Here is a 24113-nt window from a genome sequence, read left to right as displayed (position 1 = left end):
GGGTGGTCGAAGGGTGCTGTCAGCGGGCGGCGGAGGAGTAGGGCAGCAGGGCCATCTCCCGCGCGTTCTTGATGGCCCGGGCCATGGCGCGCTGCTGCCGCACGGTGAGCCGGGTGACCCGGCGGCTGCGGATCTTGCCGCGGTCGGAGATGAACTTGCGCAGCAGGTTGGTGTCCTTGTAGTCGATGTAGGTGATGCCGGCCTCGATCAGGGGGTTTGGGCGAGGCTTGGCCGGCCGTCCGGTTCCGGGGCGCTTGGCCATGGGTGGTCTCCTTGTGCGGGTCAGAGGATCGGGTCCAGCAGGTCCTCGAAGGCGTCCGGCAGGGCCTTCCAGCCGTCCTCCCCAGCCGTGAGTTCGGCGTCGGTGAGCAGGCAGGAGTCGAGCAGCTCGGTGATGCCGTCGACATCCAATCCTTCTGCTGTGAAAGCCAGTTGCTGCATCCGGTCGCCGTGCAGGGGGTGCCAGTCGAGGGCGGCGGCGGCCCGGCGGGTGGGCGGGTAGTCGTCCCAGTCGGCATCGGAGAGGGTGGCCAGCCAGGGGCCGCAGTCCTCCACCGCGAGGTTCGCCCCCGCGGCGTCCCAGGCGAACATCGACTCGGGGCGGTTGGCGAGCCAGAAGCGGCCACGGCTGCGCTGGGCGGCCGGGACGAGGTGCTCCAACGCCTCGTGGAAGCGGGCCGGGTGGAGCGGGCGGCGGCGTTCCCAGACCAGGGTGGCGACTCCCGCCCGGTCCTGCGGTTGCGGCAGTTGGGCAATGGCCGGGTTGACCCGGTCGCGGGCCGCCGCGACGTCGAAGCCGCCCAGCGCCGCCCGGATCAGGGCGCCGGTCGCGAGCGGCACGACGCGGGCGGTGGCGTGCAGTTGGCGCAGCATGGCGAGCCCGGCGCGGCGCTCGGGGGCGTCCTCGTCGGCACGGGCGCTCGGGACGGCGAGGACGGTGGCGTACTCGATCTGGTGGGCGAGCGCCTCAGCCCGGGTACGGGTGTCCTGGCCGGCGGTGTGCTCTCCGTGCTCGACGAGCTCGTCCGGCACGGACAGTTCGCCGACCAGCCGCATCGGGTCCACCGCCGTGACGACACCGGCGAGTTCGACCGCCTCGTTCAGGCAGCGGTCGCCGACCTCGCCGCCGGCGATCAGCTCGACCGCCGGGTGCGGATCGCTGCCGCCCCACAACTCGACGATGGCCAAGCCGTGTTGACCGGCGTCGGCGATGCGCAGCAGCTCCGGCAGCAGGTCCTCGCGCAGCGCGCAGCAGGAGCAGTCGTTGCTGAGCGGCGCCTCGGCGTGCTCGAAGACGCGCTGCTTGTCGCGCAGTTGGCGGTGGACGACGCCGAATGAGGCGTCCCGCAGGTCGTGGTGGAGCACCACGGCGTCGATGCAGCGGTGCAGCAGTTCGTCGACGGCCTGGCGGCGCTCGTCGTCATGGAGGCCGGCGACGACCACGACGGGGAGCTTGAGGTGGTCGGTCATGCCGGCCTACCAGCTGGCCTTGCGGACACCGGGGAGCTGGCCGGCGTGGGCGAGGGTGCGCAGGTTGATCCGGGACAGGCCGAAGGCGCGCTGGTAGCCGCGCGGGCGGCCGTCCACGGCGTCCCGGTTGCGCACCCGGGTGGCGCTGGCGTCGCGCGGCTGGCCGGCCAACTCGCGCTGGGCGGCGGCGCGTTCCTCCGGGCTGGTGCTCGGATGGGCGATGATCCGCTTCAGCTCGGCACGGCGTTCGGCATACCGGGCGACGACGGCGCGCCGCTGCTCGTTCTTGGCGATCTTGCTCTGCTTGGCCATCAGACCTTCTCCCCTCGGGCCCGGATCCGGGCGACAGCGGCCTCGATGCCGATCACGTCGACGGTCTTGAGCCCCTTGGCGCTGAGCGTGAGCCGCACATGGCGGCCCTCGCTGGGCAGCCAGTACCGCTTGCGCTGGATATTGGGGTCGAAACGGCGCCGGGTGCGCCGGTGCGAGTGCGAGATCGAGTTGCCGAAACCCGGTTTGCGGCCGGTCAGTTGGCAGTGGGCGGACATGGTCCGCCTCCTTTCCGTCGGGCAGGTGCGAACGGTGCGGGCACGGCGCAGCCCAGGGCCGGGCGCGCCGTGCCCGCAGCACCGTTCCACCATAGCCCAGATGAAAACGGATTTCATTTCACTGTAGACTGACTACCGACCCCACCCGAGCCCATCCGCCCTGAGGAGGACCGCCATGGCCCGCAGCGAACTGCGCCCGATCATCAAGCTCTGCTCCACCGCCGGCACCGGCTACACCTACGTCACCCGCAAGAACCGCCGGAACGACCCCGATCGCATGGTCCTGCGCAAGTACGACCCGGTACTGGGCCGCCACGTCGAGTTCCGCGAAGAGCGCTGACCCTCAGCCCCCAGGCCCCCACTCCTCAGTCACCCCCAGGAGCGCACCCATGAAGCCCGACATCCACCCCGCCTACCGCCCCGTCGTCTTCCGCGACCGCGCCGGCGGGCTCGCCTTCCTCACCAGGTCGACCGCCACCAGCGACAAGACGATCGAGTGGGAGGACGGCAACAGCTACCCCGTCATCGACGTCGAGGTCTCCTCCGCCAGCCACCCCTTCTACACCGGCAAGTCCCGCGTGGTGGACGTGGCCGGCCGGGTCGAGCGGTTCAACCGCCGCTACGGCAGCGCCCGCGGCTGACGTCCCGCGAGTCCACCAACCACCCCGGGCTGCGCCGCACTCCGGCCCAGGGCGGGGCGGGGCGCCCGCCCGGCACCTAGACGGCCGGCCATGGCCCAACCCGCTGACAGGCCGAGAACCCGTTGCCGGCCTGGGAGTTGGTCTGCCGCTGCCCGGCACCGGCTACTCATCCACCAGCGCTTGACGTCCGCATCCGGACATCCTCGGTCCGCGGCCGCCCGTCACCATCGTCGGTGCACCGCATCCCGGATGCCCTCGGCGATCACGGGCAGCGGCGTGCCGGGGCCGAAGACGGCGCCGACTCCGGCGGCGAGCAGGGCCGGCCGGTCCTCATCGGGGATCACGCCGCCGAGCACCACCGCGACGTCGTCCAGTCCCTGGGTCTCCGGCGGTGTCTCCGGTGGCGCCTCGTTGCCGATCGCCGTGCTCATGAGTCCGCCGGGCCGGGACACCGGCACCATGGCGCCCGCGCGGCCCGCACTCCCGGTCTCCGCCCGACGCCCGACGCGCGACGAGCGACGAGCGACGAGCGACGAGCGACGAGCGACGGCGGCCATGCGGCCCCGGCCCTCCCGGACCGGGGCCGCTCGGGTCCGTCAGGGCATCAGCGGCGGGTACGCCGGGTCCAACAGGCCGTGCTCCTGGAGGTAGCCGTAAAGCGGCGTGGTCTCCGGGTAGTGGCCCCACTGGTGGTCGCCGGGCACCTGGCCCTCGGTGGCGAGCTTGGCGCCGAGCAGCTGGCGCTGCACCGGGGAGAAGTCGGCGAAGGCCTCGTGCGCGAACAGGGCGTCGTTCTCGTCGCGGCCGTGCGACCAGCGGTGGGAGTAGGCGAAGAAGATGCCCTTGCGGGTGATGTCCGAGTAGTTGTCGGTGCGGGTGTGCCAGAGCCGCCGGTCGAAGAAGACCGCGTCGCCCGGGTTCGCGGTGACCTCGACCCCGCCCTCCGGCTCCGGCCAGCGGATGTCGCGGCGCGGCGGCCCGTCGATCCGGTCGCGCAGGTGGCTGCCGGGCACCACCTTGAAGTTGCCCCGACCGGTCTCGGAGACGTCCGACAGCCAGTAGGCGATCTTCACGGAGAGACGCGGGCGCGGGGTGGTCTCGATCTCCCGGTTCTGGCGGCCGCCGTCCTGGTGCCATTCGAACCGGTACGGCTTGGGCACCCGGATCGTCGGGTGCACGTCCAGGTGCGAGTGGTAGATGTGCACGTTCCAGCCGAGCATCGACCAGACCAGCGGGAAGGTGTTCGGGTGGTTGATCAGGTCGACCACCTCCGGCAGGCTGGCCACCGCGCTCAACTTGTGCATCGCACCCGCCGGTGAGACCTGCCCGGCAGCCCGCTCCTGCTCGTAGAGCCGGTCCAGGACGTCCGTGTAGTACTCGACTTCGGCACTGCTGAGGGCCCCCGGCACCACCAGGTAGCCGTCGCGCTCGAACTGCTCGCGCTGCTCGCTGGTCATCGGCGCAACGGGCACGGTGTTGTCGATGAGAGTCATGGATCCCCCCGGTCATGAGCGACCGTCAATGGAACCGACGGCCGCCTTAATGAAACTAATGTTCGATAAGGCGCATGCACGGGGGACCATCATGAGAAGACAGCACGAGACACACCCCCGCCACGAATCCCGCACTACTACCCCCCATAACCAGCTAACCCACCCATCAGGTTGCATCCCGAAAGTGTGATCAGCGCCACACGCCAGGCAGGGCCTAGTCGAGCGCCAGCCCGGACAGCAGGTCAGCGATCCCGCCCGCACCGCCACCCGGACGCCCGGCGGCCTCGAACGCGTGATGCATCCCCTCGGCCAGGCCGATGGGCGGCGTGAAACCGAGGTCCCTCCGGGCGGCGGTCAGGTCGAACCAGTGCGGGTGGACGAGTTCGGCGACCAGGAACCGGCTGAGGTCACGGGTGCCGGTGCCCGTATGGCTGCGGGCCCCGGCGCCTGGGTCGGTACCAGCCCCGGCGCCTGTGCGGCCACCCGTGCCGCGCCGCAGCCGACCCACGGCCTCCCGGGCCACCGCGGCGGCGACGGCGAGCGGGACCGGCACAGGCCGCCAGGTGGCGCGGATGCCGGCGGTGGCGAGCAGCAGCGCGAGGAACCCGCCGAGCGGCAGCGGCTCGCCCTGGGCGATGAAGTAGGCGCGGCCGCCGACGGGTTGGCCCTGGTGCAGCCGGTCGAGGGCGAGCAGGTGGGCGTGGGCGGCGGTGCGCACATGGGTGGTGTCGACGAGGTTGGCGCCGCTGCCCGGCATGACCAGGGCCTGGCGGCGGACCAGCCGGGTCAGGGCGGGCAGGAAGTGCGGGTCGCCCGGCCCCCAGATGATGTGCGGACGCAGCGAAAGGGCCGCGAGTTCGGGGCCGTTGGCGTCGAGGACGAGCGCCTCGGCCACGGCCTTGGTGCGCGGGTAGGCGGCCAGATGCCGAACGGGGTACGGGAGGCGCTCATCGGCGTTCTCCAGGCCGCCGGGGCGGAAGACGACGCTCGCGGTCGAGGTGTGGACCAGGGTGCGCACACCGTGGGCGCGGCAGCGGTCGATGACGGCACGGGTACCCGCCACATTGGTGCGCCAGTAGGGGCCCGGCGCGCCGCTGATGCCCGCGAGGGCCGCGTTGTGGACGACGGCGTCGCAGCCGGCGACCGCCCGGTCGAGGGCGGCGCGGTCGAGGAGGTCGCCGTGCACCTGTCGCACACCGAGCTGCTCAAGTGTGCGACTCGGGCGGCGACTGAACGAGACGGTCTCGGTGCCACGAGCGGTGAGCTGCCGACAGATCTCGGTGCCGAGGAAGCCGCTTCCGCCAGTGACGAGGACTCGGGCCGGGCCCGGCGCGGTGACCATGCGGCCGACGCTAACGGCAGCCGCTTCGCGACGCCCGGACCGCACGGCCCCATGCCCCCGTGTCGGGCGATTCCGACGACAACCCGACAATCACCGCATCGCCCTGCCTCCGGCGGCGTCACGGGAGCCACCCGAACTCGAGGACTAGACTCGGTGAATGATCTTCATCGTGGTGAAATTCCCGGTCAAGCCCGAGTACGCCGACTCCTGGCTGTCCCACGTCGACGCCTTCACCAAGGCAACCCGCGCCGAACCCGGCAACCTCTGGTTCGAGTGGTCGCGCAGTGCCGAGGAGCCCGACACCTATGTGCTCGTCGAGGCCTTCCAGGACGACGCCGGCGAGGCCCACGTGAACTCGGACCACTTCCGGGCGGCGATGGAGACCATGCGCCCACTGGTCCAACGGGCACCGCAGATCGTCAGCACCACCATCGAGGGCGCCAACGGCTGGAGCAAGCTGGGCGAGCTCGGGCTCGACTGACGCCTCATCAGGGTGCGGCGGTGGGTGTGCTTTGCGCCGCTGTCAGCGCCCGGGTCGTTGGCGCGACGCCCACTGCTCCTCGTCAGCGGCCCTGGCCATCCTGAGCGTCGCGACGACGCCGAGGACGAGACTCGCGAGCGCGAGCGTGAAGACGACCGCGAGCACGATGGCGATCAGGGCGTCGGGGACGGCTGACCTCACTGGCTCAGCCCGATGAGCCGGCGCCCGAGGCGGGCGGCGAGGTCGTGGAGGAACTGCTCGGCCTGCTGCCGGGTGAGGGCGAGCGCGAGTTGCTCGCCGGGGCCGGCGTGGATGTCGAGGTCCACGGTGACCCGGACTTGGAGGGCCGCGTCCGGGACGGTCTCGACGTCGAGGTGGGCGACGGTGGTCCGCTCGACGTGCGCCCCTTTGTCGACGAGGGTGATCAGGACTCCCACAGCCCGCTCCCTTCCGCATACCGGATGAGGTTGAGCAGGTTGAGGAGGGTGCTGACCGGGGCGTTGCCGAAGTTGACCAGGACGTGGCCGTCGACGGTGCCGCTGGTACGCGCCGACCCCCAGAGCAGGCCCAACGGGCCTCCGCACTCCTGGAGTTCACTGATCAGCTCGGTGACCTGGGCCTCGGTGTAGTCGCGCATCCCGGGGTCGGCCGGCGCGATCGGCGCGGGACGGGCGGCGCTCACGCGGCGGAGTCCAGCTCGAACCAGACGCTCTTGCCGCCGTGCTTGCGCGGCGCGGCGCCGAACCGGTGGGTGAGCGAGCGGACCAAGTGCAGGCCTCTGCCGGAGAGTTCGTACGGGTCGGCGGAGCTACGCTGCTCGGGGAGCGTCGGGCTGTCGTCGGCCACGGAGACGCGGAGCGTGCGCAGGGCGTGAGTATGAGCGCGGGTGGGCTCGCCGAGGAGCGCGACCACCACGACGGGCGCGGAACTGCCGCCGTGCTTCCACGCATTGACGAACAGCTCGTGCAACGCGAGTTCGGCATCGGCGATCAGGTCGTCGGGCCACCCAGCGCCGGCCATGGCCTCGCGCAACTCCTCGCGGGCGGTGGACCAGTCGGGCGGCTCGGGGCTCTTGGGCAGGGTGAAGGTACGCACGGGGAACCTCCGGGATGTGCTGGGGGGTGAGTGTCATCCGTCGGCGGACGCGTCGCCGTGAACCAGGCCAGGACACGGCTGGTTGATGCCGCGCGTGACTGCTCTGCGGTGCGGGGGCAGCGGGCGCCTACTGCCCTGGGAACAGGCGTTACTGACGATCCGTCGGATCGGTGTGACACCGACCATAGCGCAGGTCGCCTAAAACTTTACGGCGACTGCCGGGAAGTTCCCTCTTTCGTGGCTACGACCAGGCTGGAGGCTGAGGCAGACTGGTCCCAGCACCTATAGAAAGGACGACATGGCCCTTCGAGCGAACCCGACTCTTCGTCAACGCCGCCTGGGCGTCGAACTGCGGAGGATGCGGGAGCAGGCCAACCTCGGGGGCAGCCAACTCGCCCGCCTGCTCGGCTGTGCCCCCGCCCAGATCACGCAGATGGAGACCGCGAAGACCGGCATCAGCGTGGAGCGCCTGTACACCATCGCCGAGCTGTGCATGTGCACCAATGAGCCCCTGGTGAACGCCCTGGCTGACATCATCACCGACCGGGGAGCACGCGGCTGGTGGGAGGAGTATCGGGGAGTCCTCCCGACCGACTTCCTCGATGTGGCAGAGCTGGAAGGGCACGCGAGGGAGCTCACCCACTTCGCCATGACCTACATCCCTGGGCTACTTCAGACGCGGTCCTACGCCAACGCCCTGTTCACGAAAGGGCTGCTGCCGCTTCCCCAGCAAGAGATCGACCTCAGGACAACCTTCCGCCTGCGTAGGCAGCAGGTCGTCCGGTCAGGCGAGACGCCATACTTGGCACTCCTGCATGAAGCCGCCCTACGCGGCCAGTATGGCGGGCGTGCAGTGCTCCGGGACCAACTCTTCTCACTGCTTGAGGTCTCCGAACATCCGGGGATCTCCATCAGAGTCGTGCCATTCGAGGTAGCTGACCTTCCCCTCCCAAGTGAGGACTTCGCCCACATGGCAGGGCCAGTACCGGAGTTGGACACTATCCAGGTGGATGCATTTTATGGTTCCCACCTCTTCGACTCACCTGCTCGGCTCGGACGCTATCGCGCGGCCCTTGAGCGCATCGGGTCTATCGCGCTATCAGAAAACGAATCACGAGATTTCATTCGCTCTATCATGAAAGAGATGCAGGACAGCAATGACTAGCTCTCAGTGGCAGAAGTCCAGCTTCAGCACCAACAGCAACGAGTGCGTCGAGGTGCGCACGGTTGACGGCTTGGTCGAACTCCGCGAGTCCGACACCGGCGACATCATCGTCCGCACCACCCCCATCAAGTTCGCCAAGTTCCTCCAGGGCATCAAGGCCGGCGAGTTCGACCACCACGCCGACCACACCAACTGACCCACCCCAACGGCCCCTCGCCACCACCCCGGTGCGAGGGGCGCGCCGTTGGGTAGAACAGCCCCAGTGCTCCTCAGCCATCGAAGTGGAGAGCAATCATGGCTAGCTCACAGTGGCAGAAGTCCAGCTACAGCGCGGCGAACAACGACTGTATTGAGGTTCGCACAGTTGACGGCCTGGTCGAACTCCGCGAATCCGACACCGGCGACATCATCGTCCGCACCACCCCCATCAAGTTCGCCAAGTTCCTCCAGGGCATCAAGGCCGGCGAGTTCGACCACCACGCCGACCACACCAGCTGACTCAGCCCACCGGCCCCTGCCGAGGCGCGATCAGCTTGCGAACCGCGTCGCTCACCTCAGGCAGGTCGCCGAGCAGGGCCCACTGGTGGGCATCGTGCTCAGTCAGAACGACGGGTTCGGCCTTGGCCACTGTGACGGCAAAGTTGAACTGGCGGGTGGTGCCACCGCGGCTGTTCGGATAGTCGAAGTGCCCGATGTAGCCGTTGACCATGTCGATTATCAGCCCGGTCTCCTCGGTGGTCTCGCGGTGGAGGGCTTCGAGAATGGTCTCGCCGTCCTCGACCTTGCCGGAGGGGATCTCCCACATCCCGCCCATGAAGTCGTCGGGCTTGCGCCACAGGAGAAGGACCCGGTCCGCATCGGTGACGACGGCGGCGGCCACGAAGCCGGTGATGCCGTCGGCTTGGGCATCGCTGACCAGGCCGGACAGGAACTCGGGGGAGATAACGCTCACGTCAGCACCTCCTTGTGATGGTCACTCACTTTGGCGGCCGCGCGGACGTATTGCTCAGCCGGCGCGAGATCCTGCTCACGATGCCAGACCGGGAGCTTGATCGTGTCGCGGTAGGCGGGCTCGGCGATGGGGAAGCAACCGGGCAGATACCGGCGGTGGTGGTGCGGGTGGCCGGGGGAACAGCGAGTCCGGGTGCTGGTAGAGCAGGAGTTCGCGCAGGGGGCCGGTCGAACTCGGTCGCACCCTCGGCGATCAGGGCCTGGTGGAACCGCTCGATCGGCAGGCCGCCGAGCTCGCAGGCCGGTAAATGAGCGTCAACCCGTACCAGGACGGGATCACTCCGTCGGGCATCGGAGTGAGGCTTCTCGATAAGGTCTCGTTGCTAGCGTAATCGGCGGAACCGGCGCGACCGTCCAGCACCCGCCCTGGACGTCGTTGACCAGCAAGGGCGATGGGCCCGCTCAGGACTACCGACTTTCCAAGCTTTAACCGTGATTTGATTGCGAATCACCATTTCGAGTGCTGTAGGGGACAAAAAAGGCGCGCTAGACAGATGGCTCAGCTATCAATTGTGCTGCCACTTCCAGGCAACTCCTTGGAGCTACCATGAAGTTCTCCCGCTGGGCTGCCACCACTACCACCCTGGCATCCGCCTGTCGGCTCACCGGCGCGCAGGCCACCGCCGCCTCCGGCCGCGGGGCCCGAGAGGACACCGTGCAACCGAACAGCTCGAGGTCGTGGACCCGCCAAGTCGCCGCCGCCACAATGGCCCTGGGGTTTGTGGGGGCGCCGCTGTTCGCGGCCGCCCCAGCGACGGCCGCCACGACCGGCAGCCTGTTGTACTCCACGGACAACGGGGCAACCTGGTCGTCCAACCCCACTGTCCCCCCTGGCGCCACGGTGCTGGTGCGCGCCTGGTACAACAACTCCGACCCGGTCGAGCACACGGGCGCGCAGGTGTCCACGACGCTTCCGCCCGGCTTCACCCTGGCGCCCAACTCCACCATGGTGTGCCTGAACCCGACGACTCCCGCCGGCTCCGAGGCTACGCCCACCCTGACCGAAGCCGACGGCAGGACCTCCTCGCTGATCTGCAACACCGATACGGGGCAGTCCGGCGCGATCAACGAGGCCGCCGTCTGGACCGGCTCGACGCTCACCATCTCCCCGACGGCCGGCCTGTTCGGCCAGCCCGTCGGCGCGACCAGCGGTGTCATGGAGTTCGGCAAGAAGCGCTACTTCAACATGAACAACTGCGACCGCCAGCTCTCCGCCAACGGCCCGCAGCTCATGACGAGCATCACGTCGCCGAGCCTCGGCCCCTATGTGGCGGGGTCGAACGTCTCGAACTCGGCGGATACGGCGCCGACCTGCCCCGCCGCCCCCGGCTGGCCCATCAACCTGCAAGGCACCCAGGCGCTTGACCTGCTCGGGCGGCGCTACATCAACATGAACAACTGCGACCGCCAGCTCTTCGCCAACGGCCCGCAGCTCACCACGAGCATCACGTCGCCGAGCCTCGGCCCGTACACAGCGGGCACGAACACGAAGAACACCATCGACACCGCGCCGACCTGCCCCGCCGCCCCCGGCTGGCCCGTCAACATCTCCGGAACCCAGCCACTGGACATGCTCGGGAACCGCTACCTGAATCTCAACAACTGCGTGCGTCAGATCGCCGGCACCGGCAACGGCCCGCAGCTCACCACGACCATCACGTCGCCGAGCCTCGGTCCGTACACAGCGGGCACGAACACGAAGAACAGCATCGACGCGGCGCCGTCCTGCCCCGCCGCCCCCGGCTGGCCCGTCAACATCTCCGGAACCCAGGCCTTCGACACCCTGGACACGGCGCGCGGCGCGGGGTTCGTGCAGTTCGCGATGATCGCCCCGGCCTGCCTGGCCGCACAGACCGCGACGGTCACCGGCACCGGATTCACCGCGCCTCCCTCGACCTCCTGCCTGACCATCGCCCCGACCCCCTGACCACTGACCGTCACCAAGACGGGGTGCCAACTACGGGCACACGTAAGGCCCCTGGTAGGAACGATCTTGCGACAGATCAGATTCGACCGAGGGGCCTCACGTGTCCACCAGGGTCACATACACCGCCGTTCTCGACGTGCGCCGGGCGACCGCCGAGCACCTGGCCAGGCTGCTGAGCGACAAGAGGGCCGAGCTCGGCACACGTCGTGGACGCCGCACTCCGGTCTGCTTCCGGCAGGCGGTGCTGGTCCTGCGCTGGTTCATCGACGGCGCACGTATGGCCCAACTCGCCTGCGACAACGGCGTGTCAGCACCAACGACGTACCGCTATCCGCACGAGAGCCTGGAGGTCCCGGCCGCCGGCGGGCCGGACCTCAAGGAGGTGCTGGAGAACGTCAAGGCGGCCGGCCTGACACACCTGAACCTGGACGGCACGGTCATCCGCGCCGACCGCGTCGCGGCCCTGGGTCCGAACGGCGCAGACCTGTGGTGGTCCGGCAAACACCGGCGCCGGTCGGCAATGCCAATTCGGACGTTGTTTCGGGTCGTTCCCTTGTGAGGATTCTGGCAATCCCTCAAATACCCCTGTGAGCAGGGCGATACGCACGGCGCGTCGGCCGATACGAAAGAGTCAATGGACCTGAGGCGTTCCGTGGTGTGGCCGGCGGTCGGCACCTGCCTGGCTGCACACGTCGAGCGCAGCGGCATCGCCCTCGAACTGGACCAAAAGGAAACTCTCGTGACACGCCTGAAGCGCAAGATCGCGGTCGCCTTCGCTGCCACCTTGGCGGCCCTCGGACTGTCAGTGGTTGTCCGCGCCGGAAACGCGTCGGCAGCAACCGCCAACCCCAACATGTCCATCGTCCCCTGTGACAGCAGTGATTACCTGCAGGTCTGGTGGCATCAGGGGAACGACAGTCCGCGGAGCGAATATACCTGCTTCGCCAACGCTGGAACATGGACTTTCTCGTGCTTCGGCGGCTGCTGGCTCGATGCTTTCTCGACGGGAAACAACGTCGTGCAGTACGAGGCGGACGGCAACTGGCAGCCCTCCACCCCGGTCGGGAAGTACACCTACTTCGATTTCCCGAACCATGCTGGCGGGGTGGATCTCGACGGCATGAAGATCTTCTGAGCCGGTCCGCGGTCTGGCCGACCATGACCAGCACCTCGTATCCACACGAATCACTTCACAGCCCAGGCACCGCCACCGATCTGCTCCGCAGCATGAGCCGTTCCTGCGCTGCGTAGCCGTGCTTCCTTCGAGCCCCGCACGCTTCCGCCGCGCGAAGGCCCGGCCCGACCAAAGCCTACTGACGGGCTCAGGCAGGGCCGTTGGTCAGTCCAACGGGTCGGGCTTGGGGCGCCCCTTCCACTCCCCGGAGCCCAGCGGCAGGAAGCCCGACCCACCGCAGTCGGAGCAGGTCTCCGGGATGTAGCTGGTGCCGACCGCGATGGAGTCCTGGCCGTCGTGACGGATGTAGGCGCGGGCCCCCATGCGGGCCCGGTGGCGGATCCCCTGCTCGTTGCAGTTGGGGCACTTCAACCGGAACTTCACGAACTCGGATCCCGTGGGCTGCTGCTCGTCGTCGCTCATGCTGTCAGTGTTGCTGCTTGCCGGAGCCGACACACGTAGTGCACACGTCCTGGACGGTATCGGTCGTGATTGATCGGCTCGGCGTTCGGGCCAATCGCCCGGTCATCTCGTGCGTCAGCTTCTCGGCCGCTGCCTCCGCAGCCGGCACAGATCGTCCCCGGCATTCCCCTCCAGCTCCTGACGTTGTGCCAACACAAGGGTATTCCCGGGCCGTTGTGCACTTGCGGGGTGCCACACCGACAAACTGCCGAGCAGTAACAGCGGCCAACCCGGATCGTTCTGATCCACCCGCTGCGGAGGGACGCCAGGCCAGGCCTCAAGGCTGGTGGACGAAGCCCGCCAAGGGTGCGAGCAGAGTCCAGCCGAGTGACTCATAGAGGGCCCGGCCCTCGTCGGTCGCGCCCAGGACGGCAGTGTGGGCGCCGCGCTCGACAGCGGTGGCGGCCAGGGTGTCCATCACCAGCGTGCCCAGGCCGCGGCGCTGGTGCTCGGGGTAGGTGGCGACCCGGTCCATGACCGCCACGCCGTCGGTAACGGTCGCGTATCCGGCGGCGGCAACATCGCCCTCGACGGTCCGCACCCGGACGTGGACGATGCCGTCGGTCTCCTCGGCACTCACGGCGTAGCCGTCCGGCAGCCGCGGGGCGGGATTCGTCAGGGCGGTGGTCATCACGAACTCGGTGCCGCGGTACTGCCAGTCCGGTCCGAGCCACGCCGACCCCTGCTCGGGCACGACGAACGCCTTGATCCAGACGTTCGGCTCGTCGGCAGTCGCTGCTGCGGCGCGAACACTCGCCTCATCGGACCGCAGCAGCACGTGCCGGACCCGCTCCCTGGTGCGGCCGACGTCCACCCGAAGCCCCCACGCGACCTCCACCGGCTGCGGGCTCCGCCGAGCGGCTGCCAGCCCTCTTACCCAGACACCCGCGAGCTCCGGCACCATCACATGTCCCTCCCCTGACTGGATCGTCCCGGCACCCTACTGGAGGAGGCTCACTGGGCGAACGTCAGATGACGGACGGTGATGGTGCTCAATGCTGTGCCACACGTTGTGCTGGCGCTCGCCTTCCCGCCGGCGGCCACCTGAGCAGGGCCAGGTCGACCTCGTTGGCCCAGCGAGCCACCGCCCTCGCGCGGGCTGTCGACCCGCTGCCCTGCGCCTATCTCACGCCCCAGGACCACCGGCCTCTGCTGCCGCCGTTCGGCGAACGGCCAGGGCGTCACCCGGCCAAGTCACGGCTCTCGCCCCGGCTGTCCGTCAGTAGGGGTGGAAGGCGATCCGGACGTTCGGGTCTGCGGTCATCGCCAGGACGTATCCCTTCCCGCCGGTCCACTGGTCCGGGATCAGGAACATCCGAGTGCCGGACTGCGCGAGCAGGCGCAGGCCGTCGTAGCGGTAGTGGAAGCGCTGGGCGGGGCCGTCCGGTGGCAGGACGGTCTCCTGGACGCCGGGGTAGTCGAAGTAGAGCCGCTCGGTGGTGTCCACCCGGACTTCCGGGCGGAGCCAGAGGTGGTCGGCCAGCGTCCGGGCGTCGGCGCGGCCGTGGGCCTTGGCCGCCGCGTTGGTCGCCCAGAAGGCCGTCAGCACCACCAGGGCGACCACGAACGCGAGTGCCCCCTGCTCCCGGCGCAGCGAGAGCCGAGTCCCGGAGCTGCGCAGCGCGAACACCCGGCCGCAGTAGGCGAGTAGCAGTCCGCCGCCGAGCAGCAGCGGGGTGACGATCTCCCTGGTCCGCCAGACCGAGAACCCGGCCAGCATGCCGAGCACGAACAGGCCGGCGCCGACCACCACCAGTCCGTACGACCCGTACCGGACGCCCGTCCGCAGCCGGTCGTCCGGGTCCCGGTCGGCGACCGCGCCGGCCAGGTAGTAGGCGAGGATCAGCAGCAGGCCGGTGGCGAGGGCGATGAAGCCCGGGATGAAGAGCGGGCTCGCACTGCGCAGCAGGTAGTCCTGGCTGGAGAAGCCCAGGGTGGCCGCGTCCACCCCGAACTGCTCGTAGAGCGCGTCGGTGTAGGCGAAGCCGAAGTAGAACAGCAGCGCGGTGACGAACGTGGTGGGGGCGACGAAGGAGGCCACCGCGCCCGCCCAGCCCGCCAGCGTGCGCGGCTCCGCGCCCTCCTCGCGTGCGGTCAGGGCGACGCCCCGGGACTCTGCGGAGGCGCCGCGGCCGACGGGCTGACGGTGTAGCGCTGGCTCTGCTCGCCGTCGCCCTGCGCGGCCAGCCGGGCGCACACCACATGGACGGCCGCCGGGTCGGTGTTGCCGCCGGAGAAGATGAAGGGCGGGGCGGTGGTCGACGAGGCCGGCGGCACCGTGATGGTCAAGGCGGACGGGTTCGGATGCGCGGGATGGGATCCGCTCGTGCACTCGGTCACGCTCACGGTTCCCACGAACGGAGAGCTGCTGGAGGTGTTCGCGACGATCGGGGCGAAATTCGGCCACGAGCCGCTGAAGTTGTCCGACAGCCGCCCGGCGGAGTTGAACCCGCCGTTGCCGCCGCCACCGCCACCGTTGCCGCCACCACCGCCGCCACCACCGCTGCCACCACCGCCACCGCCGCCATTGCCGCCCGTCGACTGTGACGAACCGGTGGGCGCTGCTGACCCGGTGGCCGTTGGTGACGGCGACGAGGTGGTTGTCCCGCTGCCCCCGCTGCTGCTGGACCCGTTCGAGCAGGCGAGCAGCAGCCCCGCCCCCGCGCTCAGGATGCCGACCGCTGCGAGCAGCCTGGTACTTGTCCGATCCACCGGGCCATGGTGACGCGGACGGCGGGCCGCTCGCCGGAGCTCCGCGCCGAGTCGACGGAACGTCAACCCGTACGGGCGCACCCGGCCGCCACCTTGCGGTGGCGAGGGTCTCGACCACGAGGGCGAACGAGCTGCCTGGAGCCCCAGCGGGTGGCGAACGCGTCCAGGGTCATCGGGCTCCACTGGCTCCACCGGATCGCGCGGCAGCGCCGGGTCGAAAGGGCCCCCTGGGGCCCTAGGTCTGGCCCCACCTCAGGGACCACCTGGCCTGCCCCATAGCCCCGGGGCGGGCCCACCTCGCGCCTTGCTGCGGGCCGCCGGCGCGGCTCACTGCTCAGGCGCACGCGCTGCCGGTCCCCGCCCGGATGCCCGGACCACGGGCCGCAACGGCCAGTCAGAGGCCGAGCTTAGCCTGGCTGCTCTCAGCTCTTCTCCGCACTCTGACCGTTCACCGCATTCGCCTTCGTGTTCTGAGCGGCAGTCACCTGCTGGATCATCAGGATTGCCAGGGCTGAGGCGACGACGTCGACCAGAACGGTGGCGGGCGAGTTCGGGTTTCCGTTCAGGTCGATCACCATGTAGGCCGTGACTCCTACGGACTTGGCGAGCCAGGCCGCCCACCAGGCGTTGATCACCCAGGGACTGCCGGTCGCACCGCTAGCGCGCCAGACGTCCAGCGTGATGCGGCGCGGAGCCCACCACATCACCCCCGGAGTGAACCACGTCCCGACCGCATGTTTCGCCGGGTACTTGTGTGTGCCGGGTGCGAAGACCTCAGCGTTGAGCCGGCAGCGCCGGAACCAACAGAGGAACACCACGACGATGCCCAGGAACAGAGGTATCGGGAGCCGGGCGGTCTCGGCGAAGAACGTTGGGCTGATGCCATCAGCCGTTCCCAGGACGGCATGCATGACGATCAACACCTGCGTGGCCACGGCCAGCGGTCGAGGATCAGCAAGCTTTCCTCGGTAGGCGACGGCGCGTGGACTCGGACGCGTTGCTTCGCCAACAGGTGCTGATTTCACGGACGGACCCCCACGGGACATGCCTGCGGTGCTGGTCACCGCAGAGATCGCCTGGAGGATAGGGGGATCGTGAGGGGGAAGTCCACGCAGTGTCCATCACCCTCTCCTTGCTCAGGGGCCTCCCCGTGAGCGAGGCGCGGATGGCCGGCTCGCAGTGGCAGAAGGCCGGCTCGCTAGGATCGGGCCATGTCCCTGACGATGGCCGACGTGGAGCGCTTCGAGGCCTTCAGGCCCCGCCTGGAGGCCATTGCCTACCGGCTCCTCGGTTCCGCGAGCGAGGCCGAGGACGCCGTGCAGGAGACGTTCCTGCGCTGGCAGGCCGCCGATGTCGAGCGCGTCGTGGTCCCCGAGGCCTGGTTGACGAAGGTGCTCACCAACCTGTGCCTCAACCAGCTGAGTTCGGCCCGTGTGCGGCGCGAGACCTACGTCGGCCAGTGGCTTCCCGAGCCGCTGCTCGCCGGGGACCCGATGCTGGGACCGGCCGACACCGCCGAGCAGCGCGAATCGGTCTCGTACGCGATCCTCACGCTGATGGAGCGGCTCTCCCCCAACGAGCGGGCGGTGTACGTGCTGCGGGAGGCGTTCGACTACCCGCACCGGGAGATCGCCGAGATCCTGGACATCACCGAGGCCGCCAGCCAGCAGATCTTCCACCGCGCCAAGAAGCACATCGCGGACGGCAAGGCCCGCAGCGAGATCGACGGGGCTGCTGCCCGGCGGATCGTCGAGGAGTTCCTCGCAGCCGCCACGAGTGGCCGGACCGAGCCGCTCGTGCGGCTGCTCGCCGAGGACGCCATCGCGGTCGGCGACGGCGGCGGGAAGATCCCGGCGCGCGCCAGGGTGGTCGAGGGTGGCCTCGCGGTCGCGAAGTTCATGCGGGGCCTGTTCAAGCCCGGCACGGCCAAGCGCGCCATCGTCGGTGGCTCGGCCGACGTGTACGTCACGACCGCCAACGGCGGCCCGGCCGTCGTGGCGGTCGTCGATGGCCGGGTCGTCGGCGTCATGTGCCTGGAGATCACCGCCGAGGGCATCACCGCGTTCCGCAACCAGGTCAATCCCGACAAGCTCGCTCGCGCGACCGGGCGTTGGGCGACCTCCGATCACGGGGAACCCCTGCTCAGCGCCTTCTGAACCGATGTGACGCGCTTCACATCGCACTCCTGTCAGGAAACGGCGGGCCGCCCGGTTCAAGTGCCGAACCCGCGAATCCGCGCGAGACAGGAGAAGCGACATGCAGCACCGGATCATCGTTCTGGGAGCCGGATACACCGGAGCCATCGCCGCCGGGCGGCTCGCCAGGCGGCTGCACCGCGAGGACGTCGCCATCACCCTCGTCAACGCCGAGCCCGACTTCGTCGAGCGCGTCCGGCTGCACCAGCTGGCGGTCGGTCGGGGCCTCAAGCCCCGGCCGTTCAGCGAGATGCTCGCGGGCACCGGGATCGAGCTGAAGCTCGCGAAGGTCACCGGCGTCGACGTCGACCGCAGGACCGTCGCCGTCACGAACGTGACGACCACCGAGGAGCTGGCGTACGACACCCTCGTGTACGCCCTCGGCAGCGGCTGGACCGACCAGGGCGTCCCCGGCACCGCCGAGCACGCCCATGAGATCGCCGGCCGCCCCGGAGCACTGCGCCTGCGTGAACGCCTGGCCCGCCTGGACGCCGGGCAGCCCGTCCTCGTCGTCGGCGGTGGGCTCACCGGCCTGGAGGCCGCCGCCGAGATCGCCGAGGCCCGCCCGGACCTCGACGTCGCCCTGGCCACCCACGGCGGCCTCGGCGACCGGCTCTCGCCCAAGGGCCGCCGGCACCTGCGGAACGTCTTCGACAAGCTCGGCATCACGGTGCACGAGCAGGTCGCCGTCACCAGCGTCGAGGCGGACCGCGTGGCCACCGCCGACGGCACGTCGATCCCGGCGGCGGTCACGGTGTGGACTGCGGGCTTCACGGTCCACCCGGTGGCGAAGGCCAGCGCCCTGGAGGTCACCGGCACAGGGCAGATCGTGGTCGACGGGACCATGCGCTCGGTCTCGCACCCGGACGTGTACGCGATCGGTGACGCGGCCATGGTGACGGGCCCCGGCGGCAAGCCGCTGCGCATGTCGTGCGCCTCGGGCATCCCCACGGCCTGGCTGGCCGCGGACGGCATCGCGGCGCGCCTGACCGGCGGGAAGCTCCCGAAGGTGCCGCTCCGCTACTTCAACCAGTGCATCTCACTGGGCCGCGGCGAAGGCCTGATCCAGTACGTCACCGCCGACGACCGCGCGGTCCGGGCGGCCCTGACCGGTCGGATCGCCGCCGGCTACAAGGAACTGGTCTGCAAGGGCGCGGCTTGGAGCGTCGCCAACCCGACGCTCGGGATGCCGTCCCGGCGCCGCCGCATCGTGCAGCGGCAGACCCGCGCGGGCTCGACCGTGGAGGCGACGGCCTGAGCTCGTCGCCCAACCGGGTGCGGTGGTCTCGGAGCGGTGGGCTTCGCGTCACTTGATCCGCCGGACCGGGCCTGGCGAACTCCGCGAATCCGACAGCAGCCACAGCGCCAGCGGCCACAGCGGCGACAGCGGCCACAGCGGCCGCAGCGGCGACAGAGACCACGTCATCGTCCGCACCACCCCGCCACGTTCGCCCGCGATAGCGCGGCGATACAACGGCGATACAGCGGCGTTGTGGCGCCTGCCTAACGTCATCCCCGAACCGAGGGGGACGGATGGACAGACGTCGACTCGCCGTCGACAGCAGCGGCGCGACCGGCACCGGGTACGGACCACGGGTCCTGGAGCTCACCCGTCCGGCGGATTGCGAGACGCACCCGGTCACGCCCTCAGCCGGGTAGCGACCCGCAGCTGCGAAACCGACCTGTCCGCGTCGGCGGCGGACCGTACGACAGGCCGTACGACGGGCCATGACGGGACGTCACCTCCGCCATCGCCGCCGATCTCGCGGCGATGGCGGAGCGGGCCGCCCGACGACGCGGCGTCGGGATCGCGACATTCGAAAGGAAGAGCATGGTCACCGACGCATCGGCGCCCGCGGCGCCCGGCCGCGTCATCCTCCCCAGGGGCGCGGCGTTCTGGACGCTGGCGGCGATGATGTGCCTGCTGCTGGTCGCCTCCACGGCACCGTCGCCGATGTACGGGATCTACCAGCATGACTGGAGGTTCTCGCCGATCACGGTAACGGTCGTGTACGCGATGAACTCGCTGGCGATGCTGCTCACCCTGCTGTTCGCCGGCTCGCTCTCGGATCAGATCGGCCGGCGCCCGGTGCTCGCGGCCGGCGCGGTGCTCGAACTGGCCTCGATGGCCGTGTTCGCCGATGCGCACGGGGTCGCCTGGCTCTTCGTCGGGCGCATCCTCCAGGGCGTGGCCAACGGGCTCGCTTCCGGCGCGGTCAGCGCGATGCTGATCGACCTGCAGAAGCCCGGGTCCAAGCTCGGCGCGCTGATGACGAACGTGGCCTCCTCGGGCGGGATCGCGCTGGGGGCCATCGGTTCCGGGCTGCTCGTGCAGTTCGCGCCCGCCCCGACCCGGCTGGTCTACATCCTGGTGGGCGTCGGCTTCGCAGTACTGCTGCTGCTGACGGCGGCGGTGCCGGAGACCGTGCGGCGCGGCGAGGTCCCGGTCTCCTTCAAGCCTCATCTGGGGCTGCCGCCGCAGGTGCGCGGCGCCTTCCTCGGCCTGACCCCCGCGCTCGTCGCCACCTGGGCGCTCACCGGGCTCTACCTGTCGCTCGGGCCCTCCATCGTCGGCGCCCTGACCCACTCCTCGAACCACCTGATCGGCGCCTCGGTCATCTCCGCGTTCAACGGCACCGGCGTGCTGATGGCGGTCTACGGCCGCGGCTGGTCGGTGGAGCGCGCGCTCTACGGCGGCTCGGCCCTGCTGCTGGCCGGTGTGGCACTGGCGATGGCTGCCCTGGCCACGAAGCAGACCTGGCTGTTCTACGTGGGCACGGTCGTTGCCGGGGCCGGGTTCGGGCCCTCCTTCTCCGGCGCGCTGCGCACCCTGACCGGGCTCTCCCCGGTCGAGCGCCGGGCCGAAACGGTCGCCTCCATCTACGTGGTCTGCTACCTCGGCACCAGCGTGCCGGCCGTGTGCGCGGGCGTCGCGGTGGTGCACATCGGCCTGTTCACCAGCGCGTACGGCTACGGCATCGGCGTCGTCGCCCTGGTCGCGCTGGCCGTGCTCGCCTCGCTCCGGCACCGGCGGCCGTCGGCGGCCGCCCGCGAAGCGGCTCCGCTGCCCGCGCACCACGACCACGCGCCCTGCCCGGGCGGTGTGCCGGTGCTGACCCGCGCGCACTGATCCGCCGGTCGGCGGCCGACGCCGCCGAACGCCCCTCGACCTTCTCCCCCGGCCGGTCAGAACCTTCCGGCAGCGCCTGCGCACTACGACACCCAAGGAACCCGCAACTCATGGCCATCAAGCGTGAACTGCTCATCGGCGGCACGTCCGTCCCCGCCCGCTCCGGCCGCACCACCGAGGACCTGGACCCCAGCACCGGCGCGGTCTACGCAATCGTGGCGGCCGCTGGTCCCGAGGATGTGACCGCCGCCGTGGACGCGGCCCACGACGCCTTCCCGCTCTGGGCCGGGCTGGCACCCGCCGCGCGGCGCGACGTGCTGGTCAAGGCCGCCGACCTGCTCGAGAGCCGGCTCGAGGAGTACACGGCCGCGATGATCGCCGAGACCGGCGGCACCCGGAACTGGGCGCGGCAGAACGTCTTCGTCACCGCGCGCAACATGCGCGAGGCCGCGACCGCCGCCACCGCCCTGGCCGGGCACATCCCGTCCACCGATCGCAGGCAGCTCTCCCTCGCCATGGTCGAGCCGGCCGGCGTGGTCGTCGGCATCGTCCCGTGGAACGCCCCGCTGATCTTGGAGGCGCGGGCGATGATGGTCGCGCTGGCCGTCGGCAACACGGTCGTGCTGCGGCCCAGCGAGGACGCTCCGATCACCTCGGGCCTGTTCCTCGCCGATGTGCTCGCCGAGGCCGGGCTCCCCGCCGGCGTCCTCAACGTCGTCACCAACGACCGCGAGGACGCCCCGGCGATCATCGAGGCGCTGATCGCCGACCCGCGGGTGCGCCGGGTCACCTTCACCGGCTCCACCGGCGTCGGTCGCATCATCGGCGAGCTCACCGGCAAGTACCTCAAGCCGGCCATCCTCGAGCTCGGCGGCAAGAATCCGATCATCGTGCTCGCCGACGCCGACGTCGACCACGCGGTGCGGGAGATCGTCTACGGGCGCTACAACAACTCCGGCCAGATCTGCCTCTCGGTGGACCGGATCATCCTCCACCAGGACATCGCCGAGGAGTTCACCGAGAAGTTCGTCAAGGCCGCGGCCGTGGCCCCGGCCGGCGACCCGGACGCGCCGGACACGCTCGTCGGCGGTCTGATCAACCCGCGCTCGGCCGAGCGCGTGGCCGGCCTGGTCGCCGACGCCGTGTCCAAGGGCGCCCGCGTGCTGCTGGGCGGCGGCCCGGCGGACGGCAACCGCTACCCGGCCACGGTCATCGACGGCCTCACCCCTCAGATGCGGATCTACTACGAGGAGACCTTCGGCCCGGTCGCCTCGCTCTACACCGTCGACTCCGACGAGGCCGCGCTCGCGCTCGCGAACGACACCGAATACGGCCTGGCCAGCGGCGTGTTCACCCGCGACACGCTCAAGGCCCTGTCCTTCGCGCGGCGGCTGCGGCACGGCTCCACCCACGTCAACACACACACGCTGATGGAGGAGCCCACCGCGCCCATGGGCGGGATGAAGGACAGCGGGTACGGCTCCTTCGGCGGCAGCCGGGAGATCGAGTTCTTCACCGAGCTGCGCTGGGTGACGATCGCCGAGTAGCGTGCGGCGCCGCCCGTCGTGGGTCCGGGCGATACGAACGCAACTGCCGCTACCCAGAACCCACTTGACCGGAAGCCACATGTGCGGAAGCCACTGAAAGGAGCAGCAGATGGCGCGTATTGCGAGGTTCCTCGTTCTCTGGGACACCCCGTCCGATCCGGAGGCCTTCGACAAGCACTACCGAGAGGTGCACATCCCGCTGTGCAAGCAGCTGCCGGGTCTGCGCCGCTTCACCCTGTCCCGCAACCCGGCACCGATCGTCGGCGAGCCCTACTACCAGGTCGCCCAGCTCGACTGGGACAGCATGACCGCCCTGCGGGAGGCGTTCGCCGGCGACATCGGCGTGCGAACCGCTGCTGACGGTGTGGTGCTCCGCGGCTGGTCGGCGCAGCGCAGCATGGCCATCGAACTGGACGTCGTCTGAACCCCGCGGAATCTGAACCCCGCGGCATCCGAGCCCCGCGGTATCCGAGCCCTGCGGTTGCCTCGAACTCGTTGCCCCGGCGCCCGAGGTGACACCGCCACGGGCAACGGGGGACTGTGACGCGGGTCACTGGGAAAAGGTGACATGGTGTTGTCGCGGACGGCTGCAACCATCGGATCATGACGATCACAGACGAGGACTGCCTCGCCGAAACCCTGGCATTCAACGAGCAGTTCGAGGCGGCGGCCGCGAGCCGCCCGGCCCGCACGCAAGCGCCGGACGCCGCCCTGCTGGCGTCCCTGCGGCGCAACCGGCTCGGTGGCGACACGCCGCCGGTGAGGTTGCCGCAGGGCCAGGACCGCGTCGTCGCGGGCGGGGTGAAAGTCCGGGTGTTCGTGCCGGAGCACGTGGACGGCGTGTACCTGCACATACACGGCGGTGGCTGGGCGTTCGGCTCCGTGGACGGGCAGGACGAGAGGCTGTGGCGGCACGCCGTGCAGGCACGGCTGGCCGTGGTGAGCGTGGAGTACCGCCTGGCGCCGGAGCACCCGTTCCCCGCCGGACCCGACGACTGCGAAGCGGCCGCCCGCTGGCTGGTGGATCACGCAGCGGCCGAGTTCGGTACCCAACGGCTACTGATCGGCGGCGAATCGGCCGGTGCCCACCTGAGTGTCCTGACACTGCTGCGCCTTCGCGACCGGCACGGCATCACCGGCGCGTTCCGGGCGGCCCACCTGCTCTTCGGCCCGTACGACCTGTCGATGACACCGAGCCAGCGGTTGTTCGGCTCCCGGCGGCTGCTGAGCAACTCCGACTCGATTCGGGGCAGTTATGAGCTCTTCACGCCTGGGATGACGGCGGAGCAGCGCCGCGATCCGGAGGTCTCGCCGCTCTTCGCCGACCTGACCGGCTTGCCGCCCGCCCGGATCGTCGTCGGCACCGAGGATCCGCTGCTGGACGACTCGCTGTTCCTGGCCCAGCGGTGGCAGGCGGCGGGGGCGCCCGTGCAACTCGGCGTCGTCGCCGGCGCGATGCACGGCTTCACCCTCTTCCCGCTGACCGTCACCGAGCGGGAACTGCAGCGTGAGCGGGACTTCCTGGCCGGCGCGTGACGGTAGCGTCAGCCTCATGAACCGCACTGCTCGGCTCTACGCACTGGTGGAGGAGTTGCGGGGGGGGGGGGGGCGCCCCCCGGGGGGGGGGGGGCCCCCCCCCCCCGCCCCGGGGGGGCCCCCCCCCCCCCCCCCCCCCCCCCCCCCCCCCGCGGGGGGCCGGGTGGCCCGGCGCGCGCCCCCC

At 70.2% G+C, this 24113-nt stretch carries 31 protein-coding genes and 1 pseudogene; 15 read left to right on the top strand and 17 right to left on the bottom strand.

The features are described from left to right. Positions 1–19: 19 nt before the first annotated feature. The 4 genes from rpsR to rpmB are packed head-to-tail and all read right to left on the bottom strand — an operon-like array spanning position 20 to position 2018. Positions 20–262 carry a 30S ribosomal protein S18 gene (rpsR, locus tag P3T35_RS32710; protein ID WP_101383245.1) on the bottom strand — a complete coding sequence of 81 codons (243 nt, stop codon included), beginning with the start codon at positions 260–262 and terminating at the stop codon, positions 20–22. A 20-nt stretch (positions 263–282) separates the two neighbouring features. Beyond that, entirely contained in the window at positions 283–1470 is a 1188-nt protein-coding gene (locus tag P3T35_RS32705) for a GTP-binding protein (protein WP_101383244.1), read from the bottom strand. Between the two features lie 6 nt (positions 1471–1476). After that, the gene (gene rpsN, locus P3T35_RS32700) at positions 1477–1782 is read right to left on the bottom strand and encodes a 30S ribosomal protein S14 (protein ID WP_101383243.1); all 306 of its coding nucleotides are present in this window, start codon (positions 1780–1782) and stop codon (positions 1477–1479) included. Then, positions 1782–2018, bottom strand: coding sequence for a 50S ribosomal protein L28 (gene rpmB, locus P3T35_RS32695; protein WP_101383242.1), 237 nt, complete (start codon positions 2016–2018; stop codon positions 1782–1784). Before rpmB ends, rpsN begins: the two co-directional genes overlap by 1 nt. A 175-nt stretch (positions 2019–2193) precedes the next feature. On the opposite strand from rpmB, the gene rpmG reads away from it, so the two are divergent. Beyond that, positions 2194–2358 (top strand): 50S ribosomal protein L33, encoded by a 165-nt coding sequence (rpmG, locus tag P3T35_RS32690; protein ID WP_101383241.1) that lies wholly within the window; start codon positions 2194–2196, stop codon positions 2356–2358. 49 nt (positions 2359–2407) lie between these two features. Continuing rightward, on the top strand, positions 2408–2659 hold the full coding sequence (locus P3T35_RS32685) for a type B 50S ribosomal protein L31 (protein WP_101383240.1): 252 nt from the start codon (positions 2408–2410) through the stop codon (positions 2657–2659). 221 nt (positions 2660–2880) lie between these two features. Here P3T35_RS32685 and P3T35_RS32680 read toward each other — a convergent pair whose 3' ends face one another. The 3 genes from P3T35_RS32680 to P3T35_RS32670 all read right to left on the bottom strand — a co-directional run bounded on the left by P3T35_RS32680 (position 2881) and on the right by P3T35_RS32670 (position 5494). Continuing rightward, positions 2881–3090 carry a hypothetical protein gene (locus P3T35_RS32680; protein ID WP_180356698.1) on the bottom strand — a complete coding sequence of 70 codons (210 nt, stop codon included), beginning with the start codon at positions 3088–3090 and terminating at the stop codon, positions 2881–2883. Positions 3091–3255: 165 nt separating this feature from the next. After that, positions 3256–4152 (bottom strand): phytanoyl-CoA dioxygenase family protein, encoded by an 897-nt coding sequence (locus P3T35_RS32675; RefSeq protein ID WP_101383239.1) that lies wholly within the window; start codon positions 4150–4152, stop codon positions 3256–3258. 214 nt (positions 4153–4366) lie between these two features. Further along, positions 4367–5494 (bottom strand): NAD-dependent epimerase/dehydratase family protein, encoded by a 1128-nt coding sequence (locus P3T35_RS32670; RefSeq protein ID WP_101383238.1) that lies wholly within the window; start codon positions 5492–5494, stop codon positions 4367–4369. Positions 5495–5651: 157 nt separating this feature from the next. Here P3T35_RS32670 and P3T35_RS32665 point away from each other — a divergent pair, with 157 nt between their 5' ends. Further along, entirely contained in the window at positions 5652–5975 is a 324-nt protein-coding gene (locus tag P3T35_RS32665) for a putative quinol monooxygenase (RefSeq protein ID WP_101383237.1), read from the top strand. A 42-nt stretch (positions 5976–6017) separates the two neighbouring features. Here the strand turns inward: P3T35_RS32665 and P3T35_RS32660 are convergent, their stop codons facing one another. The 4 genes from P3T35_RS32660 to P3T35_RS32645 are packed head-to-tail and all read right to left on the bottom strand — an operon-like array spanning position 6018 to position 7070. Beyond that, positions 6018–6176, bottom strand: coding sequence for a hypothetical protein (locus P3T35_RS32660; RefSeq protein WP_280708836.1), 159 nt, complete (start codon positions 6174–6176; stop codon positions 6018–6020). Continuing rightward, positions 6173–6412 carry a hypothetical protein gene (locus tag P3T35_RS32655; protein ID WP_101383236.1) on the bottom strand — a complete coding sequence of 80 codons (240 nt, stop codon included), beginning with the start codon at positions 6410–6412 and terminating at the stop codon, positions 6173–6175. Before P3T35_RS32655 ends, P3T35_RS32660 begins: the two co-directional genes overlap by 4 nt. Beyond that, the gene (locus tag P3T35_RS32650) at positions 6400–6657 is read right to left on the bottom strand and encodes a hypothetical protein (RefSeq protein WP_101383235.1); all 258 of its coding nucleotides are present in this window, start codon (positions 6655–6657) and stop codon (positions 6400–6402) included. The genes P3T35_RS32655 and P3T35_RS32650 overlap by 13 nt, the downstream gene beginning before the upstream one ends. Continuing rightward, a complete protein-coding gene (locus tag P3T35_RS32645) occupies positions 6654–7070 on the bottom strand; it encodes an ATP-binding protein (RefSeq protein ID WP_280708835.1) in 417 nt (138 codons plus the stop codon). The genes P3T35_RS32650 and P3T35_RS32645 overlap by 4 nt, the downstream gene beginning before the upstream one ends. Positions 7071–7368: 298 nt before the next feature. Here P3T35_RS32645 and P3T35_RS32640 point away from each other — a divergent pair, with 298 nt between their 5' ends. From P3T35_RS32640 to P3T35_RS32630, 3 genes are all read left to right on the top strand, one after another. Further along, positions 7369–8235, top strand: a complete 867-nt coding sequence (locus tag P3T35_RS32640) for a helix-turn-helix transcriptional regulator (protein ID WP_101383234.1) — start codon at positions 7369–7371, stop codon at positions 8233–8235. Next, on the top strand, positions 8228–8431 hold the full coding sequence (locus P3T35_RS32635) for a DUF397 domain-containing protein (RefSeq protein WP_101383233.1): 204 nt from the start codon (positions 8228–8230) through the stop codon (positions 8429–8431). Before P3T35_RS32640 ends, P3T35_RS32635 begins: the two co-directional genes overlap by 8 nt. Positions 8432–8529: 98 nt before the next feature. After that, positions 8530–8733: a DUF397 domain-containing protein gene (locus tag P3T35_RS32630; protein ID WP_101383232.1), complete on the top strand. Its 204-nt coding sequence runs from the start codon at positions 8530–8532 to the stop codon at positions 8731–8733. 1 nt (position 8734) lies between these two features. Here the strand turns inward: P3T35_RS32630 and P3T35_RS32625 are convergent, their stop codons facing one another. After that, positions 8735–9187, bottom strand: coding sequence for an NUDIX domain-containing protein (locus P3T35_RS32625; RefSeq protein ID WP_280708834.1), 453 nt, complete (start codon positions 9185–9187; stop codon positions 8735–8737). 606 nt (positions 9188–9793) lie between these two features. On the opposite strand from P3T35_RS32625, the gene P3T35_RS32620 reads away from it, so the two are divergent. The 3 genes and pseudogenes from P3T35_RS32620 to P3T35_RS32610 all read left to right on the top strand — a co-directional run bounded on the left by P3T35_RS32620 (position 9794) and on the right by P3T35_RS32610 (position 12308). Then, the gene (locus tag P3T35_RS32620; RefSeq protein WP_101383231.1) at positions 9794–11173 is read left to right on the top strand and encodes a hypothetical protein; all 1380 of its coding nucleotides are present in this window, start codon (positions 9794–9796) and stop codon (positions 11171–11173) included. Between the two features lie 100 nt (positions 11174–11273). Next, positions 11274–11681 (top strand): annotated as a pseudogene (locus P3T35_RS32615) (IS5/IS1182 family transposase); the annotation flags it as partial. A gap of 126 nt (positions 11682–11807) precedes the next feature. Then, positions 11808–12308: a beta/gamma crystallin domain-containing protein gene (locus P3T35_RS32610; RefSeq protein ID WP_101383230.1), complete on the top strand. Its 501-nt coding sequence runs from the start codon at positions 11808–11810 to the stop codon at positions 12306–12308. A 204-nt stretch (positions 12309–12512) separates the two neighbouring features. Here P3T35_RS32610 and P3T35_RS32605 read toward each other — a convergent pair whose 3' ends face one another. From P3T35_RS32605 to P3T35_RS32585, 5 genes are all read right to left on the bottom strand, one after another. Further along, on the bottom strand, positions 12513–12770 hold the full coding sequence (locus tag P3T35_RS32605) for a hypothetical protein (RefSeq protein WP_101383229.1): 258 nt from the start codon (positions 12768–12770) through the stop codon (positions 12513–12515). 316 nt (positions 12771–13086) lie between these two features. Next, positions 13087–13647: a GNAT family N-acetyltransferase gene (locus tag P3T35_RS32600; RefSeq protein WP_218976725.1), complete on the bottom strand. Its 561-nt coding sequence runs from the start codon at positions 13645–13647 to the stop codon at positions 13087–13089. Between the two features lie 381 nt (positions 13648–14028). Beyond that, positions 14029–14850 (bottom strand): hypothetical protein, encoded by an 822-nt coding sequence (locus P3T35_RS32595; RefSeq protein ID WP_101383227.1) that lies wholly within the window; start codon positions 14848–14850, stop codon positions 14029–14031. Between the two features lie 53 nt (positions 14851–14903). Continuing rightward, positions 14904–15521: a hypothetical protein gene (locus P3T35_RS32590; protein WP_180356697.1), complete on the bottom strand. Its 618-nt coding sequence runs from the start codon at positions 15519–15521 to the stop codon at positions 14904–14906. 422 nt (positions 15522–15943) lie between these two features. After that, entirely contained in the window at positions 15944–16456 is a 513-nt protein-coding gene (locus P3T35_RS32585) for a DUF4328 domain-containing protein (protein ID WP_180356696.1), read from the bottom strand. 276 nt (positions 16457–16732) lie between these two features. Between P3T35_RS32585 and P3T35_RS32580 the strand changes: the two genes are divergently transcribed. From P3T35_RS32580 to P3T35_RS32555, 6 genes are all read left to right on the top strand, one after another. After that, complete coding sequence (locus P3T35_RS32580) at positions 16733–17677, top strand: RNA polymerase sigma-70 factor (protein WP_101383224.1); 945 nt, start codon at positions 16733–16735, stop codon at positions 17675–17677. A gap of 100 nt (positions 17678–17777) precedes the next feature. Beyond that, the gene (locus P3T35_RS32575; RefSeq protein WP_101383223.1) at positions 17778–18974 is read left to right on the top strand and encodes an FAD-dependent oxidoreductase; all 1197 of its coding nucleotides are present in this window, start codon (positions 17778–17780) and stop codon (positions 18972–18974) included. Positions 18975–19547: 573 nt separating this feature from the next. Then, positions 19548–20846 (top strand): MFS transporter, encoded by a 1299-nt coding sequence (locus P3T35_RS32570; protein WP_180356695.1) that lies wholly within the window; start codon positions 19548–19550, stop codon positions 20844–20846. A 110-nt stretch (positions 20847–20956) separates the two neighbouring features. Continuing rightward, entirely contained in the window at positions 20957–22393 is a 1437-nt protein-coding gene (locus tag P3T35_RS32565) for an aldehyde dehydrogenase family protein (protein WP_101383221.1), read from the top strand. Positions 22394–22502: 109 nt separating this feature from the next. Further along, a complete protein-coding gene (locus P3T35_RS32560; RefSeq protein ID WP_218976724.1) occupies positions 22503–22817 on the top strand; it encodes an EthD family reductase in 315 nt (104 codons plus the stop codon). Positions 22818–22996: 179 nt separating this feature from the next. Further along, complete coding sequence (locus tag P3T35_RS32555; RefSeq protein ID WP_101383220.1) at positions 22997–23929, top strand: alpha/beta hydrolase; 933 nt, start codon at positions 22997–22999, stop codon at positions 23927–23929. Positions 23930–24113: the final 184 nt, after the last annotated feature.

It is taken from the genome of Kitasatospora sp. GP30, assembly GCF_029892145.1.
Classification (GTDB): domain Bacteria; phylum Actinomycetota; class Actinomycetes; order Streptomycetales; family Streptomycetaceae; genus Kitasatospora; species Kitasatospora acidiphila.
This window is presented reverse-complemented; position numbering and strand designations above follow the sequence as displayed.